This window comes from Ralstonia sp. 25mfcol4.1 (assembly GCF_900104095.1).
GTDB lineage: Bacteria > Pseudomonadota > Gammaproteobacteria > Burkholderiales > Burkholderiaceae > Cupriavidus.
The window spans coordinates 132577-149488 of sequence record NZ_FNJO01000016.1 but is presented as its reverse complement, the minus strand read 5'-3'; the positions used below and the strand labels follow the sequence as shown (position 1 = coordinate 149488).

Annotated in this window: 14 protein-coding genes; 12 read left to right on the top strand and 2 right to left on the bottom strand. The window is 66.5% G+C overall.

What is annotated here, in order from left to right; all coding sequences use genetic code 11:
• The 4 genes from BLQ58_RS24055 to BLQ58_RS24040 form a co-directional block, all read left to right on the top strand.
• Window positions 1-2651 (top strand): amino acid adenylation domain-containing protein (locus tag BLQ58_RS24055; protein ID WP_139186156.1); only part of this gene is annotated, 2651 nt, incomplete at its 5' end.
• 91 nt (window positions 2652-2742) lie between these two features.
• Window positions 2743-4980, top strand: coding sequence for a TonB-dependent siderophore receptor (locus BLQ58_RS24050; protein WP_092602560.1), 2238 nt, complete (start codon window positions 2743-2745; stop codon window positions 4978-4980).
• Between the two features lie 64 nt (window positions 4981-5044).
• Window positions 5045-6205 carry a PepSY-associated TM helix domain-containing protein gene (locus BLQ58_RS24045; RefSeq protein ID WP_092602558.1) on the top strand — a complete coding sequence of 387 codons (1161 nt, stop codon included), beginning with the start codon at window positions 5045-5047 and terminating at the stop codon, window positions 6203-6205.
• Window positions 6202-6384 (top strand): hypothetical protein, encoded by a 183-nt coding sequence (locus BLQ58_RS24040; protein ID WP_092602556.1) that lies wholly within the window; start codon window positions 6202-6204, stop codon window positions 6382-6384. The genes BLQ58_RS24045 and BLQ58_RS24040 overlap by 4 nt, the downstream gene beginning before the upstream one ends.
• On the opposite strand, the gene fhuF is transcribed toward BLQ58_RS24040, so the two are convergent.
• A complete protein-coding gene (gene fhuF, locus BLQ58_RS24035; protein ID WP_254776100.1) occupies window positions 6338-7132 on the bottom strand; it encodes a siderophore-iron reductase FhuF in 795 nt (264 codons plus the stop codon). The genes BLQ58_RS24040 and fhuF overlap by 47 nt on opposite strands.
• A gap of 116 nt (window positions 7133-7248) precedes the next feature.
• Here fhuF and BLQ58_RS24030 point away from each other — a divergent pair, with 116 nt between their 5' ends.
• The 4 genes from BLQ58_RS24030 to BLQ58_RS24015 all read left to right on the top strand — a co-directional run bounded on the left by BLQ58_RS24030 (window position 7249) and on the right by BLQ58_RS24015 (window position 12488).
• Window positions 7249-8901: a cyclic peptide export ABC transporter gene (locus BLQ58_RS24030; protein ID WP_092602552.1), complete on the top strand. Its 1653-nt coding sequence runs from the start codon at window positions 7249-7251 to the stop codon at window positions 8899-8901.
• A 24-nt stretch (window positions 8902-8925) separates the two neighbouring features.
• Window positions 8926-9936 (top strand): alpha/beta hydrolase, encoded by a 1011-nt coding sequence (locus BLQ58_RS24025; protein WP_092602550.1) that lies wholly within the window; start codon window positions 8926-8928, stop codon window positions 9934-9936.
• 58 nt (window positions 9937-9994) lie between these two features.
• A complete protein-coding gene (locus tag BLQ58_RS24020; protein WP_092602548.1) occupies window positions 9995-11053 on the top strand; it encodes a GNAT family N-acetyltransferase in 1059 nt (352 codons plus the stop codon).
• A gap of 64 nt (window positions 11054-11117) precedes the next feature.
• Window positions 11118-12488, top strand: coding sequence for a lysine N(6)-hydroxylase/L-ornithine N(5)-oxygenase family protein (locus BLQ58_RS24015; protein WP_092602546.1), 1371 nt, complete (start codon window positions 11118-11120; stop codon window positions 12486-12488).
• Here the strand turns inward: BLQ58_RS24015 and BLQ58_RS24010 are convergent.
• Window positions 12452-13216, bottom strand: a complete 765-nt coding sequence (locus BLQ58_RS24010) for a 4'-phosphopantetheinyl transferase family protein (protein ID WP_254776098.1) — start codon at window positions 13214-13216, stop codon at window positions 12452-12454. The two genes, BLQ58_RS24015 and BLQ58_RS24010, sit on opposite strands and share 37 nt — an antisense overlap.
• 235 nt (window positions 13217-13451) lie before the next feature.
• Between BLQ58_RS24010 and BLQ58_RS24005 the strand changes: the two genes are divergently transcribed.
• From BLQ58_RS24005 to BLQ58_RS23990, 4 genes are all read left to right on the top strand, one after another.
• On the top strand, window positions 13452-14003 hold the full coding sequence (locus BLQ58_RS24005; RefSeq protein ID WP_092602542.1) for an RNA polymerase factor sigma-70: 552 nt from the start codon (window positions 13452-13454) through the stop codon (window positions 14001-14003).
• A gap of 242 nt (window positions 14004-14245) precedes the next feature.
• On the top strand, window positions 14246-14800 hold the full coding sequence (locus tag BLQ58_RS24000) for a Crp/Fnr family transcriptional regulator (protein ID WP_254776093.1): 555 nt from the start codon (window positions 14246-14248) through the stop codon (window positions 14798-14800).
• Window positions 14801-14936: 136 nt separating this feature from the next.
• A complete protein-coding gene (locus tag BLQ58_RS23995; RefSeq protein ID WP_092602540.1) occupies window positions 14937-15872 on the top strand; it encodes an SDR family NAD(P)-dependent oxidoreductase in 936 nt (311 codons plus the stop codon).
• A gap of 104 nt (window positions 15873-15976) precedes the next feature.
• A complete protein-coding gene (locus BLQ58_RS23990; RefSeq protein ID WP_092602538.1) occupies window positions 15977-16783 on the top strand; it encodes an HAD family hydrolase in 807 nt (268 codons plus the stop codon).
• Window positions 16784-16912: the final 129 nt, after the last annotated feature.

The window sequence follows — 16912 nt, the reverse complement described above, 5'->3', positions numbered from 1 at the left end:
CCGTGCACGCCCACATCGCCCGCCATGCCGCCGCGCAACCCGAAGCCGTCGCGGTGATCTGCGGCGAGCAAACGCTGCGCTATGGCGAACTGCTGGACCGCGCCGACCGCCTGGCCGCCGTGCTGCACGCACGCGGCATCGGCACCGACGACCGCGTCGGCATCGCACTGTCCCGTTGGCCCGATATCATCGTCGCGCTGCTGGCCGTCATGCGCGCCGGCGCGGCCTACGTGCCGTTCGACCCCGCCTATCCCAGGGACCGCCTCGCCTACCTGTTCGACGACAGCGCGATCCGCCTGCTGATCACCGAGCCAGCGCTGCTCGACACGCTGCCCGCCCCGGCCGCCCTGCCCGTGCTCACGCTCGACATGGTCCCCGCCGACGTGGCGCCGCTGGCTGAGGTTGCCGTGCATCCCGATCAGCTCGCCTACGTGATCTACACCTCGGGCTCCACCGGTCGCCCCAAGGGCGTCTGCGTGGCCCACGGCCCACTGGCGATGCACGTCGCCGCCACCATCGACGCCTACGAGATGGGCAAGCACTCGCGCGAACTGCACTTCCTGTCGTTCGCGTTCGACGGCGCCCACGAGCGCTGGCTGTGCGCGCTGGCCTGCGGCGGTTCGCTGGTGCTGCGCGACGATGCGCTGTGGACGCCCGAGCAGACCGCCACCGCCATGGTGCGCCACGGCGTGACCAACGCCGGTTTCCCGCCCGCCTACCTGCGCCAGCTGGCCGAGTACTGCGAGCAGACCGGCCAGCATCCGCCGGTCTCGCTGTACTCGTTCGGTGGCGAGGCGATGTCGCGTGGCGGCTTCGCCCAGGCGCGCCGGGCGCTGGGGGCCCAAACGTACATCAACGGCTACGGCCCGACCGAAACCGTCGTCACGCCGATGGTCTGGAAGGTCCGCGCCGATGACTCGGCGGCGGATTTCCCCGGCACCTACGCGCCGATTGGCCGCCCGGTCGGTGACCGTTGCTGCTATCTGCTCGACGCCGAACTGAATCTGGTGCCGCCGGGCGTGGCGGGCGAGCTGTATATCGGTGGCGAAGGGCTCGCGCGCGGCTATCTGAATCGCCCCGGCATGACCGCCGAGCGGTTCATTCCGGACCCGTTTGCCGATACCGGCGCACGCCTGTACCGCACCGGCGATCTGGCGCGCTGGCTGCCCGATGGCCAGCTGGAATACCTGGGCCGCATCGACCAGCAGCTCAAGATTCGCGGCTTCCGGATCGAACCCGGCGAGATCGAAGCCCGGATCGCGGCCCAGCCGGATGTGGCCGAAGCAGCCGTGCTGGCCGTCGAAGGGCCGTCCGGCGCGCGGCTCGCCGCCTATGTCGTGGCGACCGGCGGCGCCACGGTCGATGTCCATGCCATCCGCAGGGCACTGACCGCCGAACTGCCCGACTACATGGTGCCGGCCGCGTTCGTGGTGCTCGACGCGCTGCCCCTCACGCCCAACGGCAAGCTCGACCGCCGCGCGCTGCCCGCGCCGGAGGCTGACCGCGCCGAGCAATATGTCGCGCCGCGCAGCGCGGCGCAGCGCTGGCTGGCCGGGTTGTGGCAGGACGTGCTGGGCGTGGACCGCGTGGGGCTGGACGACAACTTCTTCACGCTCGGTGGCGATTCGCTGTTGAGCCTGAAGGTGATCTCGCGCGTGCGCGCCAACAAGGCGATGGGCATCGATCTCAAATTGCGCGACCTGATGCGCACGCCCACCATCGGCCAGTTGCTGCCCGATGGCGTCGCAGCTAGCGCTGACAGCGCGTCAGCCGCACCGCCAACCGCGCTGCGCGTGCTGGCGCAAGGCCCGACCGGCGGCACGTTGCCGCCCGTGGCGTGCGTGCACGCGGCGCTCGGCACGCTGTTCGACTACGACGCCATCGTCGCGCAACTGGGCAGCGAGCGCACCGTGTACGGCTTCCAGTCTCGCACGCTGGTCGATCCCGGGTGGCAGGAGATCTCGCCGGCCGCCATCGCGGCCGACTACGTGCGCGAATGGCGCGCGGTACAGCCGCAAGGCCCGTACCTGCTGCTGGGCTGGTCGCTGGGCGCGACCCTGGCGACGTGGATGGCCCGCGAACTCGAAGCGCAGGGGCAGGCCGTGCAGTGGCTTGGCCTGGTCGATCCGTTCGTGCCGGAAGCCGCCACCGCTTCCGAACGCCCCGGCTGGCCCGCAGCGCTGGAGGAGTTTGCCGCGCGGCTGCTGCCGGGCGCCGGGCCGCTCGTGGTCCCCGCTTCGGTGGCCCCGGCGCCCGATGCCGCCGGCGTCAGCGCTTTGCTGGCGCCGCTGGTGGCATCGGCGCCTGCTCCCTCGGCGGCCCTGGGCGCCGACGAACTGGCGCAGATGTTTGTCGCCGCGCACCGTCTCGGCGCGCTGATGATGCGCGAATCCACCGTACCTGTCGTGCAGGCGCCACGCTCGGTGTGGTGGCGCACGGGCCGCGACAACGCCGCCGCCCGTCTGGCCGGCTGGCAGGGCGCGCCATGGCGCGAGACCGTGCTCGATGGCGTCGACCACCATGCAATCGTCGGCGATGCCCGGCTGCTGGCCGATCTTGGTCCGCAGCTGGCCACTTGCGCGCAGGCGCTCCGCGACCGCCATACCCCTTTGGCGCCCGTGGACACTCGGCCCGCAACCCTCCCGACGTAGGTGAAACGCAACACCCTTATCATGGAAATGCGAATTATTTGCATTTAGAATAACGGGCGCCATCAGAAGAATTGCAGAAAACAGGAGAAATATGAAAAGGGGTAAAAACGGCGGGTCTACCCAGACCCGGGGGGGGCGTCAAACGTTCGCGCTGACCGCGCTGGCATTGGCCGTATCGATGCAGGCTGCATATGGGCAGACCGCCACGCCGGCCGCCGCTGGCGAAGCCACGCTGCCAACCGTTAGCGTGCGTGCCGACACCGTGGCGGAGAACTACGGTCCGGCCGGCAAGAAGTCGACGTCGGGCACCAAGACCGACGTGCCCATCGAAGACACGCCGCAGTCGATCAGCGTGATCACGGCGGACCAGATCCGCAACCAGGGCGCCACGACCGTGGAGGAATCGCTGCGCTACAGTGCCGGCGTGCGCACCCAGCCCATCGTCGATACGCGGCGCGGCACGTTCTACATCCGCGGCTTCAACGCCGCGCAGAACGGCCAGTACCTGGACGGCCTGAAGCTGCCGTGGTCCGGTGGCTATGGCTACTGGGATATCGACCCGTACAGCCTGGAGCGCGTGGACATCGTGCGCGGACCGTCGTCGGTGCTGTACGGCCAGACGTCGCCGGGCGGCCTGGTGAACCAGGTCAGCAAGCGTCCGCAGGCCGAATCGTCGAACGAGATCAACCTGAGCTTCGGCAACTTCGACCGGAAGGAAGTGTCGGGCGACTTCACCGGCGCGCTCGATCAGAACGGCAAGGTCCTGTACCGGCTGACCGCGCTGGCGCGCGACAGCGGCACGCAGACCGACAAGGCTGGCGATGACCGCCTGTTCATCGCGCCGCAGATCACGTGGCGTCCCACCGCCGACACCAACTTCACGCTCTACACCCAGATCTATCACGACAATGCCGGCAACAGCGCGAATTTCCTGCCGGCCCTGGGCACCATCACGCCGCTGGCCAACGGATCGAAGATCCCGACCAGCCTGTTCACCGGCGAGCCAGGCTTCGACCGCTTCAAGCGCGAGCAGTACATTGCGGGCTACGAGTTCTCGCACCGCGTGAACGAAACGCTGACGCTGCGCCAGAACCTGCGTTATGCCCACCAGTACGTGAGCTACGAGAACATCGGCAGCAATAGCGGCCTCGTGGCCAACCCGCCGAACGGTCCGTACCTGCTGCGCCGGCTGGGCCTGCGCTCGACCGAATCGTTCGACGTGTTCTCGGTGGACAACCAGGCGCAGGTCAAGGTCAAGCATGGCATGTTCGACCATACGATCCTGGCCGGCGTCGACTACACGTACTCGCATTTCGACCGCCTGCTGGGCCAGACCGGCGTGACACCGGCCAACGGCATCAGCACGCCGACCACCGAACCGGCGCTGGACGCCTTCAATCCGCTGTACGGAAATTTCGTGCGGACGGCCTACCAGACCGACAGCGACGTGCGCCGCAGCCAGATCGGCTTCTACCTGCAGGACATGCTGCGCGTGGCAGACCGCCTGGTGTTCCAGGCCGCCGGCCGCTACGACAAGGCTCGCGTCGACACCGATACGCGCACCATCGCCACCAACGCCGCAGCCAACACCGGCACCAACGACGGCAAGTTCACCGGGCGCGCCGGCGTGCTGTGGGAAGGCCCGTACGGACTGTCGCCGTACTTCGCGTATTCGACGTCGTTCGAGCCGACCGGCGCCACCACGCTGTATGGCGGCGGTTCGCCCAAACCCACCACCGGCAAGCAGTACGAAGCCGGCCTGAAGTTCCAGCCGGCGGGCAGCCGCAGCTTTGCGCAGCTGTCGCTGTTCAACCTGACGCAGCAGAACGTGCTCACCACGTCGCCCGTGCTGGGCCAGTTCTCGCAGATCGGTGAAGTGCGGTCGCGTGGCGTGGAACTGGAAGGCACGTGGGCCGTGACGCCGAACTTCAACGTGCTGGCGTCGTACACGTACACCGATGCCGAAGTGACCGAGGCCGGCCCCGCCGCGCCGAACGCAGGCAAGACCCCGCAATACATTCCGAAGCACATGGCTTCGCTGTGGGGGGACTATCGCCTGGGCAGCGATTTCGGCTTCCTGCAAGGGGTGTGGCTGGGCGGCGGCGTGCGCTACGTGAGCAAGACCTACGACCAGACCAACGTGACGACGGTGCCGTCGTTCACGCTGTTCGACCTGGCCGCGAGCTACACGTTTGCCAAGCATTACACGCTGCGCCTGAACATCAACAACCTGCTGGACAAGACCTACGTGGCAGCGTGCGACAGCGCGACCAACTGCTACTACGGCCGCCGCCGCACCATCATCGGCACTGCCAGCTACCGCTGGTAAGCAGGACCCTGACGGCCCGCCCGCAACCTGGAGCGGGCCGTTTGCCTTGCAGGAGCACAAGAACATGAAAGCCCCCACGCTGCGCATCTGGTACGCGATCCACCGATGGACCAGCCTGCTTTGCACGCTGAACCTGCTGGTGCTGTGCCTGACCGGGCTGCTGCTGATCTTCCACGAGGACATCGACGCCCTGCTGGGTCAGGAACACCACGGCCAGGTGGCCGCGGAGCGCACCATGGCGGTGCCGGCACAGCGTCCGTCGCTGCAGTCGCTGGTGGATACCGCGCAGGCCGCCCATCCGGGCCAGGTCACCAAGTCGATCTCGTTCGCCGATGACGACGCCGATGCCGTGGGCGTGCGCGTGGGGCCGCCGGGCGAGCCCAAGCTGCGCAACGGCACCACCACGCAGTTCGATGCCGCCACGGGCGCCACACGCAAACCGGGGCCGCCGGGCGAGACCTTCAGCGGCTTCATCCTCAAGCTGCACCTGAACCTGTTCCTGGGTCTGCCGGGCCAGTTCTTCATCGGCTTTATCGGCGTGTTGTTCTCGCTGAGCCTGATCAGCGGGCTGGTGGTGTACGGGCCGTTCATGCGCAAGCTGGCGTTCGGGCTAGTGCGCTTTGGCAAGCCCGTGCGCATCGTGCAGGCAGACCTGCACAACCTGTTCGGCATCGTCGTGATGGTCTGGGCGCTGGTGGTGGGGCTGACCGGCACCTTCCTGTCGTTCTCTCCGCTGATCATCGGCGTGTGGCAGAAGACCGAGCTGCAGCACCTGATCGCCACGCTGCCGGGGCCCACGCCCCCGTCGCTGGTGCCGGTGGACCGCGCGCTGGCCGCCGCCAACCAGGCCGTGCCGGGCAAGGACGCGGCCTTCGTGTTCTATCCCAATACCGAATTCTCAACGGGCCGCCACTACGGCGTGGTGCTGCGCGGCCATACCGAGCTGCAGAAGCGTGTCTACGCGATCGTGCTGGTCGATGCCGGAGACGGCAGCGTGGCCGCCGTGCGCGGCATGCCGTGGTATCTGCAGGTACTGCTGCTGTCGGCGCCGTTCCACTTTGGTGACTACGCGGGCCGCCCGCTGCAGATCCTGTGGGCGCTGCTGACCCTCATTACCGCCGGCGCCACGGTGACGGGCTTCATCTTCTGGCTCAAGCGCCCGGGCCGCAGCCGCGAGGACGCGCGCTCGACGCTGCCGCCGAAACTGTCCGGAGACCAGGCATGAAGCTGATCGACGATACGTGGCCGATGCCCGCGCTACTGGGCACGCTGTCGCTGGGCGGCCTTGCCGCCGGGATCCTTGGCGATGGCGCGTGGGACATGCTCTGCTGGGTCGGCCTGGGAGTGCCCGTGGGCGTCACGGCATGGCGGTTGTGGCGTCAGTGGCGCCCCCGCGACGCGTAGCGTTAGCCGCGCGGCGCGGACACGTGCCGCAATGCCCTTCATCGGGCAAGCGATAGCTGAGGCAGCAGATGCGCCGCACCGGCGCCACGCCGGGCTTGCTCGATGCAATGCCTGGTTCCGTGCCGGTCCGGAATGCGCCGTACAGCGGGTTCTGGTAACCATCGGCCGATACGCCGTTGCCGATCCACGCCAGCAATTCATCACGGCGTTCGGCGCCAAGCGCCGGATGCGCAGCCAACTGGCGGGCAATACCGTGCGCGGCGACGCCGCCCGTACACCACAGCAGCCGATGCGACGCGCGGCTCGCCGCCGACAGCGCGTCCACCACCTGCGGCAGGTGTCTGCCCATCAGCGGCAGCAGCAGGGCCGGCAGGCTCTGTTCCATACGCTCCCCCACATCGACCAGCCGCAGCGCGGCCAGATGGCCGTCTTCGCCGATCTCAATGCTCGCGCGATCGAACGGCAGCCTGCGCCGGAATACCGTCGCGGCGACCAGGGCACCGGGCAGCACGGCCTTCGTGTAATCGCGAAACCATGCCGCCGCGAGCGCGCGGGAATCGTCGCACGCCAGCGTCCGCGCGCAACGCGCCAGTGCCTCGGCGGTCCATGCCGCCTGCGTGGTCGGCGCCCCACCGGCGTGCAGACGTTCGCCGAAGGGGCGCAGCGGGCCGGTGAAGAACGGGGCGAGAAAGTCGAGCATGCGGGTAGGTTGCGGGGCGAAATTGAGGGATCGGGGCCAGCGCGCCAAGGTTAGCGCCGGCACGACTGCTCCATTACGCATGACGAGCCGGGGCCCGAGCGAATTAACTTTCCGTCGCGGCCGCGCGTCATTCAGGACAGGATCCGCCCTCACCCCTCGTCCGCATGTCGCTAATCGCCTCCCTGCCGCGCAAGCTGCGCATGACCATTGTGCTGGCCGCCGCGGCCAGCCTTGCCGCCGGCCTTTGTGCCGTGAGCATGGTCGCCCTGATCAACCGCGTGCTGGCTACGCAAGGCGCCGATGCGCCCGGGCTGGCGCTTCCGTTCGCGGCGCTGGCCATCGCCGTGCTGGCGTGCCGCACGCTGGCGTCCACGCTATTCGTGCGCGTGAGCCAAAGTGCACTGGCCCGCATTCGCGCACAGATCTGCGAGCGCTTTATCGGCGCCCCCTACCCGCATATCGAGCAGACCGGCAATGCACGCGTGCAGGCCGCGCTGGCTGACGACAGCCAGCACGTGGCCAATGGCTTGTCCGTGATTCCGGTGGTGCTGACCAACGCCACGGTCGTGCTCGGCTGCCTGGGCTACCTGGCCTGGCTGTCGCTACCGACGTTCGGGATCGCGAGCGCGATCCTTGGCCTCGGCTCGTGGGTCTACCACCTGAACCACCGTCGCGCGCTGGTGCACCTGAAGCAGGCCGGCGCGGCGCAGGATGCGCTGCACGGACAATTCAAGGCGCTGGTGTCTGGTGCGCGTGAACTGAAGCTGAACTACGGCAAGCAGCAGTCCTTCCTGCGCGACCGCCTGGGCGCCACGCTCGAAGCGGTGCGCAGTGCGCGCACGCGCGGCCTGTCGATCTTCTTCGTTGCGCTCGGCTTTGGCAGCTTCCTGTTCTTCGCGGTGATCGGCGGCGTGCTGTTCGTTCCGCGCGCCACGCCGCTGGACCCGGCGGTGATGACCGGCTTCACGATCATGTTCCTGTACATCATGTCGCCGCTGGAGTCTCTGCTCAACGCGCTACCCGCACTGAGCATGGGACGCGTGGCCTATGCGCGCATCGAGGCGCTGAGCGGCGATGCCGCCCCCGAGGCACCGCCACGCGCCACGGCAAGTACGCCGTTCGCGTCTGTGGCGCTGGACGGCGCCAGCCACCGCTATTTCCACGAGGCCGAGAACAGTGTCTTCGCACTTGGTCCGGTCGACCTGACGCTGCACGCCGGCGAAATCGTATTCCTGGTGGGCGGCAACGGCAGCGGCAAGACCACGCTGGCCAAGCTGATCGCCGGGCTCTATCCGCCGCTGGCGGGCCATCTGATGCACAACGGCAAGGCCGCCGATGCGGCGCATCTGGCGGACTACCGCGCGCTGTTCTCGGCGGTGTTCTCGGACTTTCACCTGTTCGACACGCTGCTGGCCCACGACCCGCAGGACGAGGCGCTGGCCAATCACCTGATCCGGCGCTTCCAGCTGGGCCACAAGGTGGCCGTGCGCGACGGACGCTTCACCACACAGGCGCTGTCACAAGGCCAGCGCAAGCGGCTGGCGCTGATCGTGGCCTGCCTGGAGCGACGCCCGGTGCTGATCCTGGACGAATGGGCCGCCGACCAGGACCCGCTGTTCAAGGACATCTTCTACCGCGAAGTGCTGCCGGAGCTGCGCGCTCAGGGCAAGGCCGTATTGGTGATCTCGCACGACGACCGCTACTTCGACCTGGCCGACCGGATGCTCAAGATCGAGAACGGCCAGATCGTCGCGGACTCGGCATTGCCTGTGCCACACGCTCCGGCAGCGCCGCTCGCCGTGGCGTCCGCTGCCTGACCCACCTACACCGGAGACGCGCCAATGCCGCTGCATCCCGACCTGGAAGCCCTGCTCGACATGGTGGAGATGGCCACCGCCACGGGCAAGCGCCCCGTGATCCACGAACTGACACCGACGCAGGCGCGCCGGGAGTTCAACGAGGCGTCCACCGCGCTGGATCTGCCGCCCGAGCCGCTGGCACGCGTGGAAGCGCTGCAAATCCCCACGCGCGATGGCGCGCAGATCGATGCTCGCCTGTATGCCCCGCGCGCACGCGGCGATGGGCCTGCCCTGCCGGTGCTGCTGCACTTCCACAGCGGGGGCTTCACGGTGGGCAGCCTCGACTCCCATGCGTCGCTGTGCAGCGCGCTGGCCGCGCGCACGCCTTGCGCGGTGGTATCGGTGGCGTACCGGCTCGCCCCGGAGCACAAGTTCCCGACCGCCGTGCACGACGCCATCGACGCGCTGGCCTGGCTTGGCACGCACGGTGATGCGCTGGCCCTCGACGCCACACGTATCGCGGTGGCCGGCGACAGCGCCGGCGGCACGCTCAGCGCCGTGTTGGCGCTGGCGGCACGCGACGATGCCAGCCTGCCGCAGCCCTGCCTGCAGGTGCTCTGCTACGCGGGGCTGGGCGGCGACACGGACAGCCCGTCGCATCGGCGCTACGGGCAAGGCCATCTGCTCGATACCGAGACCATCGACTGGTTCTACCGCCAGTACCTGCGCGACGCGGAAGACCGCCAGGACTGGCGCTTCGCGCCGCTGCGCGCGGCCGATCACCGGGGCGTGGCGCCGGCCTGGATCGTGCTGGCTGAATGCGATCCGCTGTGCGACGAAGGCCACGCCTATGCGCGCAAGCTGGCCGGCGCCGGCGTGCCGGTGACGGTTCGCGAGTACGCGGGCATGGTCCACGAGTTCCTGCGCATGGGCAACCTCGTGGCCGAGGCCGCGCAGGCGCACGAGGACATCGCACGTGCGCTGGCCGCGGCGCTGTACGACGCGACGCCCGCCGCCGACGCATCCCACGCGCAACTGGCCGCCGCCGTGTAAATCCGGCGCGCCCTGCATCGTCACGACAACAACAAAGCACCGTCAGGACACTACCCATATGCCGACTCGGCTCACGCCTTTCTCTCGCCACCTGTCGTTCGCCGCCCAGCCTGCGCTGCGCAGCGAGAGCCGTCTGGACGGCAACGTGCTGACCGTTACGCGCGACGGCCACCAGCCTGCCCGCTTCGCGTACGGCGACGCCACCCTGCGCCTGCTCGACGCCAATGCCGGCAGCCAGGCGCTGGCGCACGCCACGATGGCGGCCCTGGACGCCGCGTTCGCGCACGGTGCGCCCTACGCGCTGCGCGTGGAGGTGGAATCGCGCGACGCCGCGCGCCGGCTGCACGAAGCCGGGGTGCTGACGCGAGCCAACGTGGCGCACGCCAGCCAGCTGTGGCAGCGTGCCGAGCTCTACATGGCGCCGTCAGCCGGCGCGTATCCGCTGCAATACACGATGACCGGCGCGAGCCGCCATCCGTTGCGCCCGCCCAAGCCTGCGGGCGTGGTGTACGCGCGCCATATCCCGTGGCTTGGCAAGACGCTGACGCTGCGCGCCGCCGAGCTGGAGCGCGACCTGCCTTTGCTGCACCGCTGGATGAACGACCCCGACGTAGCCTACTTCTGGAACGAGGAAGGCGACGAGGCCAAGCATCGCGCGTACCTGCAGGGGCTGATCGACGATCCGCACATGCTGCCGCTGATCGCCGCATTCGACGACGAGCCGTTCGGCTACTTCGAAGTGTACTGGGCCAAGGAAAACCGCATCGCGCCGTTCTACGACGCGCAGGACCACGACCGTGGCTGGCACGTGCTGATTGGCGAGCCGGCGTTCCGCGGCAAAGCATTCCTGACCGCGTGGTTTCCGGCCATCCAGCATTTCCAGTTCCTGGACGATGCGCGCACGCAACGCATCGTAGGCGAGCCGCGCGCCGACCACGTGCGCCAGATCGCCAACCTGGACAAGGCGGGCTTTTCGAAGATCAAGGAATTCGATTTCCCGCACAAGCGCGCGATGCTGGTGATGCTGCTGCGCGAGCGCTTCTTCGGGGAACACCTGCTCTTTCCGGCGCCGCCGACACCTTCCGCGCCCTCGGGATCCAACCCGCCGCGCAACTGAATCCCTGCCCCTTGAGGGGCACGGGCCTCTTCTTTCCTTCCGACTTCCGCTTAGGACCGAAACCATGACGCTTCGCGACATCTCACCCGCCGTCCACGACCTGATCGGCATCGGCTTCGGGCCGTCCAACCTGGCACTGGCCATCGCGCTGCAGGAACAGGCTGGCGCCGGCCGCCCGCTGGACGCCCACTTCGTGGAAAAGCAGCAGCACTACCAGTGGCACGGCAATACGCTGGTGTCGCAAAGCGAGATGCAGATCTCGTTCCTGAAAGACCTGGTGTCGATGCGCAACCCCACCAGCCCGTACAGCTTTGTGAACTATCTGCATCGCCACGGCCGCCTGGTGGACTTTATCAACCTGCGCACGTTCTACCCGAGCCGCATGGAGTACAACGACTACCTGCGCTGGGCCGCCGGCCACTTTGCCAGCCAGTGCAGCCACGGCGAAGACGTGCAGCGCATCGAGCCCGATGGCAAGGCCGACAGCGGCCGCATCGACCGCGTGCGCGTGGTGTCGACGGACGCCGAGGGCCGCGAGCGCATCCGCGTGACGCGCTCGGTGGTGCTGTCCACGGGCGGCACGCCGCGCATTCCGGAAGCGTTTGCCGGCGTGCGCGACGATGCGCGCATCAGCCATCACAGCGGCTACCTGAACTGGATCCTCAAGCAGCCGTGCGCGGACGGTAAGCCGATGCGCGTTGCCGTGATCGGCGCCGGGCAAAGCGCGGCCGAGGCGTTCATCGACCTGCACGACAACTATCCGTCGGCCAAGGTGGACTGGCTGGTGCGCGGCGCGGCGCTGAAACCCGCCGACGACAGCCCCTTCGTCAACGAGATCTTTGCTCCGGCCTATACCGACGTGGTGTTCGAGCAGACGCAGGCCGGCCGCGACCACCTGATCGACGAGTACCTGAACACCAACTACTCGGTGATCGACGCCGACCTGATTGACCGCATCTACGCGATGCTGTACCGCCAGAAGGTCAGCGGCCAGTTCCGCGTAAACCTGCTGACGTGCAAGGCCGTGGAGGCCGCGCACGCGGGGGCGCATGGCGTGGAGCTGACGGTCGCCGGCACGGCGCCCAGCACGGCGGCCACCGCCGATTGCGAGACGCGCCGCTACGATGCCGTGGTGCTGGCCACCGGGTACGAGCGCGAAAGCCATCGCCGTCTGCTGGCGCCGTTGGCGGGCTACCTGGGTGACTTCTCGGTGGATCGCAACTACCGTGTGCAGGCCGCGCCCGAACTGGCCGTGCCCGTGTATCTGCAAGGCTTCTGCCAGAGCAGCCACGGCCTCAGCGATACGCTGCTGTCGGTACTGCCGGCGCGCGCCGAGGAAATCGCGGGCGCCATCCACGACGCGCTGCACGCGGGTCGCGGCTGGGTCGCGCAACCGGTTCAGGCCGGCGGCAGCCAGGCCATTGCAGCCGCATAGCCCGCGGGTGCCTGCAGCCCGTATAGCTGGATCCTCGCCAGCGCCGCTTCATGGGGCGCCATCCCGGCCCCCTGCCCCGGTTCGGGCAGTACGGCGTGGCGGCGCACCGCGCCTTCGGCGCCAGGCACCACCGACACATGCTGGAGGTGATCGGCTATGCCCACCCCCAGCGCCTTCAGCAAGGCCTCCTTGGCAGTCCAGAGCGTGAAGAACCCGTGCCGCCTCGCTGGCGGCGGCAGCGATTCCAGCCAGGCGCGTTCGCGCCGCGTCAGGCAGTGATCGGCTATGCCGCGTAGCGTGTCGGGGTCCAGCGCCGGGTCCATCCATTCGATATCGACGCCCACCTGTTCTCCGCCACCAGGGCGCGCCTGTGTCAGCGCGATCCAGGCGTGGTTGCCCGCGTGCGACACGTTGAACGCTGGCGCCCCGGGCATCGCCAGCCTCGGCTTGCCGTGCGGCCCGGTTTCCAGCGTCAGCGCATCGAGCGCGCAATCGAGGGCTTGTCCGAGCAGCCATCGCAAGGCGCTGCGCGTGGCGACGAAGCGTAGCCGGTCGGCCGGACGGCGCAGCGCGGCGGCATGATCGCGCTCGGCGGCATTGAGGCAGTTGGCCGCCGCCGGAAGGCTCACAACGGCATCCTTCAGATCGAGTTGCCAAAGTGCCACATCCGTCACCGGGCTGGCGAGTTGCCTAGGTAGCCGCATCGCGGCGAAGTCTCGGAGGTCCATCTGGATAGCGACGAACGGGCCGCGAGGATATTTAGTCCGCCGCCCGCCCCTCCGGCTTCGCACCAGACGAACGGCAATCCGTGAAATTTAATGCGTCTCACATCCTGAAACTGTGGCAAAACTTGCGCCTCAAGTAACAACAGGGTTACTTTTTAGTTAATTGACACTAATTCTCATTCTTATTAACGTAGGCGCTTCGCATTACATCGTCGTAATGCTCAATGGAGCCGCCCCCGTGATTCCCGCAACAGAAATTGCCAACCGCCCGGCGCCGCCCGTGGGCGGAGAGACGCTTCTTGGGTTGTTCATGGAACACCGACGCGCGCTGGTCGGCGCCGCCGCGCGCATCGTGGGTTCGCGCGACTTGGCCGAGGACGTGGTGCAAGACGCCTTTCTGCGGCTGCGCGACACCTCCGACGATGGCGCCATCCGCTGCCGGCTGAGCTACCTGTTTCAGACAGTACGCAACCTGGCCATCGACACCTACCGCCGCCAGACGCTGGAACAGAAATGGATGGCGCCCGAGGACGAAGGCATGGATGTGGCGTCGCTGGCCACATCGCCTGACCTGATCGTGATTGGCCGGCAGGCCCTGTGCGCGCTGGCCGGGGCGCTGGCGGAGTTGCCCGAGCGCACGCAGCGTGCGTTCGAGATGTGCCGCGTGCAGGGCATGGCGCAGAAGGACATCGCGTCACAGCTTGGCGTTTCGCCGACGCTGGTGAACTTCATGGTGCGCGACGCGTGCATCCATTGCCGCGCGCGGCTGACACGTCAGCAGGCCCTCTGACCGCCAGAGCCAGGGGAGCCTTGATACAAGACGTGGATAACGCCTGGCAGGCATGCCGTTTGTACGACCGGAAATCGTGCGAGGGCTGCCCTGTCGAGAAGGCATTACAGGTCTTGAAACACCCCGGTTCTGCTTCGCCAGGAGACGACATCCCCATTCCAAAGTAGACCAAGGGTTATATGGCTACGGGGCGGTCAATTTGCCTTGCGAACTCGCCTATGCCATATTTGCGGCCCATGCACGTGAGCACATTCTTGCACGACCGTTTTCTGGAATTCGGGAGAGACCTCAACGTCGGTCCTAACAAGCCATTGTTGCGTGCTGGCGAGGTTGCCAAATATGTATACCTCATACAGTCCGGGGCCGTGCGTCTATGCGTGCGCAATGCCGAAGGCGGGGAAACCAACGTTCAGTTCTTCTTTGAAGGTGACATGGTCAGCTCGCTGGAAAGCTTGGTGGGCGGTTCCCCCAGCGACTTCGACCTGATCACCATGGAAGCGTGCCAGTTACGCGTGCTGGGTCGGGATGCGGTGCTTGCCATGGTTCAGTCCGATGCCGCCTTGCTGTCCCAACTGCTGGCAATCACACAACAGCGCCTCGTCGACTACATCAGCCTTTATGCCAGCGCCATTGGCCAAACGCCGGCTCAGCGCTACCAGACCATGCTGGCAACACAACCAGACAAGCTCGCACGCATTCCTTTACACATACTGGCGAGCTATCTGGGCGTGACGCCGGTGCATTTGAGCCGCATACGGCGAAAGATGAGGGCCGGCCCTGATCAGCAGGAGCGCTGAACATTTGTAAATGACAGCAGTCCATCGACCCCGCAACATCGGGCTATTCTCACTTTCGCCGGGCCGCGTCGAGCGCATCCCCGTAACGGAAGTTGAGTGACACATAGCGGCTCGCCCATGTTCCGGAGGACCTTCAATGGCGATTAATGCATATGTTGTACTGCAAACTGGCGGTGCGGTACTCTTGATCTGGGCGCTGGCCAAGCTGGCCCGCTGGCTTTGGCTCTATCTTTGGCTACCGCAGCGTTTGACCGGAGCGCGCCTGACCGAGCGTTACGGCCGCGGGGGCTGGGCGTTAATCACTGGCGCCAGCGACGGATTGGGTAAAGCCTTCGCACAGGATCTCGCTCGCTACGGCTTCAACCTGATTCTGGTAGCACGCACTCAGTCCAAACTTGAACGACTACAGGATGAGTTGCAGGCGCTGAACGTTCAGGTTCGCACCGTCGCGGCAGACCTGGCAGACACCGCCCCACAAACCTACGAATCCCTGGCCGCTGCGGCACGGGATGTGGACTTGTCCGTGCTCGTCAATTGCGTCGGCGTCACGGTGCATCGGCGCTATGCCGATGTACCGGCCAACAGCCTGCGCGATCTGCTGGCCGTGAACGTCAGTACCACAGCCATCGTGACACACACGCTTCTTCCGTTTTTGCTGCGCCACGCAGAATCTACGGGGCATCGTGCGGCGCTGCTGAATGTAGGCTCCATCGTCGGCCGCTTTTATTGGCCCGGGACCCAGGTCTATGGCGCATGCAAGGCGTTTGTCGACCACCTGAGCATTCCATTGGCCTACGAGTATCGTGATCAGTTGGATGTGCTGTCCTTCCAACCCACCGTCATGGCCACGGCCATGGCTGCGGGCACTGAGCCGGCGGCCATTACCATCCCTCCACAACGTGCCGCACACGCTGCGCTGTCCCACCTTGGGCACACGCTGACGTCGCACGGCCATTGGCGCCATGGCCTACTGGCAGCGTTCCTCGCCCTCTTGCCACAGAGTGTGCGTAATGCGCTTCTTCTAAAGGAGGCCCTGGCAATGGGCAAGGTGGAGCTGGAGAACGGCAAATAGCGGCTCGCCATGCAACCAATTGATATATGCATCTGCGCAATTCGACAATACGGCTATCCCAATAGCCTTCATAATTTTCGGCTGTCCTTTGCCAACTCGTCACCATGCAATCGCTTTCCCTTGCAGCAGCAAATGAGTTTTCGAAAGTCCGATTCGTCCTCACGGACATGGACGAGACGTTGACCTATCAAGGTCGCCTGCCTGCCGAAACGTACACTGCCCTCGCACAACTGCAAGCCAGCGGCGTTCACGTGGTACCGGTTACCGCGGCCCCCGCCGGATGGTGCGACCAGATGGCCCGCATGTGGCCCGTCGACGGCGTCATTGCCGAAAACGGCGGGTTATTCTTGCGGCGGAGTTCAGACGGGCACCGTGTCGAACGGCATTACTGGCATGCGCCCGACAAAATTGAGCACGTACGCGAACAACTAAGGACAATGGCACGGGAGGTAGAAAAATCGGTGCCTGAGGCACAACAGGCTGATGATCAAGTGTTCCGGTTGACGAGCCTCGCATATCTCCGCACAGGAACAGACGTCGATCAACGCATCGTCGATGCTCTCCGACGAGCAGGAGCATCTGCGACGATAAATAACCTTTGGGTTCTCGGCTGGGTAGGCGGATACGATAAGTTGACCATGTCGTTGCGCGTACTAGCCAGCACGTACGGCATTGACACTGAAGCAGCCCGCGAGTTGGTCGCCTATTCCGGTGACTCCACCAACGACGGGCCAATGTTCGAGTTTTTCAAGCACACGGCTGGCGTGAGCACGGTGATCGATTACCTTCCGCAATTGCCGATTCCACCTCGATGGGTCACACGCGGCCCAGGCGGAGCTGGCTTTGTGGAATTCGCGAACGCAATTCTCCAGTCAGGATCCACAAACGCTCGCAACGCGCGCGCTCTTTAGGCATTGGACGGCTGCTTTGAGATTCGCAGCCGATCTTTCGTATGAGCCCACCGATGGACTGCTTCGGGTTCGATCAGAGACGGTTCGAGTCTTGCTGCGTGGCCTGCCGGACCAGACCCTTGGAGGTCC

Bases quoted from the DNA above. Each gene is read 5' to 3' on its own strand.
- BLQ58_RS24050 (WP_092602560.1), top strand. From the start codon at position 2,743: ATGAAAAGGGGTAAAAACGGCGGGTCTACCCAGACCCGGGGGGGGCGT.
- BLQ58_RS24045 (WP_092602558.1), top strand. From the start codon at position 5,045: ATGAAAGCCCCCACGCTGCGCATCTGGTACGCGATCCACCGATGGACC.
- BLQ58_RS24040 (WP_092602556.1), top strand. From the start codon at position 6,202: ATGAAGCTGATCGACGATACGTGGCCGATGCCCGCGCTACTGGGCACG.
- BLQ58_RS24030 (WP_092602552.1), top strand. From the start codon at position 7,249: ATGTCGCTAATCGCCTCCCTGCCGCGCAAGCTGCGCATGACCATTGTG.
- BLQ58_RS24025 (WP_092602550.1), top strand. From the start codon at position 8,926: ATGCCGCTGCATCCCGACCTGGAAGCCCTGCTCGACATGGTGGAGATG.
- BLQ58_RS24020 (WP_092602548.1), top strand. From the start codon at position 9,995: ATGCCGACTCGGCTCACGCCTTTCTCTCGCCACCTGTCGTTCGCCGCC.
- BLQ58_RS24015 (WP_092602546.1), top strand. From the start codon at position 11,118: ATGACGCTTCGCGACATCTCACCCGCCGTCCACGACCTGATCGGCATC.
- BLQ58_RS24010 (WP_254776098.1), bottom strand. From the start codon at position 13,216: ATGGACCTCCGAGACTTCGCCGCGATGCGGCTACCTAGGCAACTCGCC.
- BLQ58_RS23995 (WP_092602540.1), top strand. From the start codon at position 14,937: ATGGCGATTAATGCATATGTTGTACTGCAAACTGGCGGTGCGGTACTC.
- BLQ58_RS23990 (WP_092602538.1), top strand. From the start codon at position 15,977: ATGCAATCGCTTTCCCTTGCAGCAGCAAATGAGTTTTCGAAAGTCCGA.